The sequence below is a fragment of the Chryseobacterium hagamense genome, from assembly GCF_007991455.1.
Taxonomy (GTDB): domain Bacteria; phylum Bacteroidota; class Bacteroidia; order Flavobacteriales; family Weeksellaceae; genus Chryseobacterium; species Chryseobacterium hagamense.
The window spans coordinates 1-1,572 of record NZ_BJYJ01000059.1; the positions used below are offsets into that span (position 1 = coordinate 1).

At 34.4% G+C, this 1,572-nt stretch carries 2 protein-coding genes; both read right to left on the reverse strand.

What is annotated here, in order from left to right:
• Positions 1-614: 614 nt before the first annotated feature.
• The gene (locus CHA01nite_RS19995) at positions 615-992 is read right to left on the reverse strand and encodes a hypothetical protein (protein WP_146944711.1); all 378 of its coding nucleotides are present in this window, start codon (positions 990-992) and stop codon (positions 615-617) included.
• 365 nt (positions 993-1,357) lie between these two features.
• On the reverse strand, positions 1,358-1,572 hold a 215-nt coding region (locus CHA01nite_RS20900; RefSeq protein WP_228458476.1), incomplete at its 5' end, for a hypothetical protein.

Genomic DNA, 1,572 nt, shown 5'->3' on the forward strand with positions numbered 1-1,572 from the left:
CCTAAGTCAACGGCTGTTGTCAGAAGGTTGGCACCGCTCTGGCTGGCCGAAGCCCAGATCTGGCCATGGTCGTTGGGAATATCGCCCACAGCCACAGCCGATACGATTTCTGGGAATATCTGTAGTGTCAGATTTATTTGCTATCCCTAAACTGATAAAGAGTTTTAGCAGATCCGGTTTACTCCCCAAAATATATTTTGACCACCTTAAATTTTTTTTTTGGTTAATCCTTCTGGAAATACCGGAAGGATTTTTAGTATTTTCAAGGTCTGTATAAAGCAGATGATGCAAGCGAAGCGGTCAATAAAGAATTATTCAGAAGCATTGAAGAAAAAATACGGTTGGGGAGTGGGATTTCAATAGATTCCCCTTTAATGGAATGACAAACGATTTTATTTGACTATCCATATCTGTGATTTTCTTTGATAAAGGCACTTTCGGCATCTGCCTTCTCTATCCAGCTTATTACCTGATCTATTTTTTGATTCACTTTAAATAATACCTTAGACGGAACCAATTAAGTTTTTAGGGATTCAAAGGGATTCTGGTCATTATACTATTTTCTAGAACTTTATAACCTTTATACTCCAACTCCTTAATATAATCATCACAGCCTAAAATAGTTGCGTTATATTTGTTATGAGAAGATTGATGATTTCTTCATATCGATTAGGTGCCGCATATTGATAAACAGCTCGGTTATTTTTATTAAAATTTATGGAATGATGTATTGTCTGAAATGGTTGTAAAACAATTAAATCTTCCCGGCACAGTCCTGCATCTCTGGAATAATAACCCTTTTTAAAATATAAATAGGATTCTAATACTTTCCCATTTTCCAATATATATGATTTACCATAAAAACCCTGAGGATCAATAATAAAGGTGTTGTTGATGTTGTTTTTTATAGTTTCCTCTGTGGCTGGTCCGGTTGCTTGGGTATTGATACTTTTCAATGGGAAAATGATATCAATATCTTTTCCCTTATTCACTTTAATTTGACTTGAATAAAAGGTAAACGGAAAACAAAAAGGCAGTAAAAAAAATTCTTCATAGCTTTAAATTAATGTTGAGACATTTTTCAAATAAATAGATCCTTCTTTTTCCATTGTTCCTGTCAACTAGCCGCTTCCCTGTATGCAGATTACTGATATAGTTATTCTCCTGAAACATTCTGATATGGCATTTGAAAAATGTTTTCGTTCATGTATAACGGCTGAGGCTGCCCAAAAAATTATTCTCTAGAACATCAGTTAAACGAGAACCTAATATCATCTTACCCTTAACGGGATTTATTACCCCTTAAGCTTTGTTTTGTATTTTACCTCCGCCGAGAGCAAATTTAGGAAAGTTACATTCAAAAAATAACGTATACAGCTACTGAATTAAAAGCCTCCAAAGCTTTATAAGTGCGGAAGCTTTTCTCTTGACTAATACGTGTAGTTATTTTACTACACCAACTTCCATGTTCCACTACAGGGAAAATTTTACTACCGCCGTAGATTTGTAATGTCAAAAGAGGACAATTAATTAAGAATAAAAAATAAAACAATACGATCATGACAAAACAAA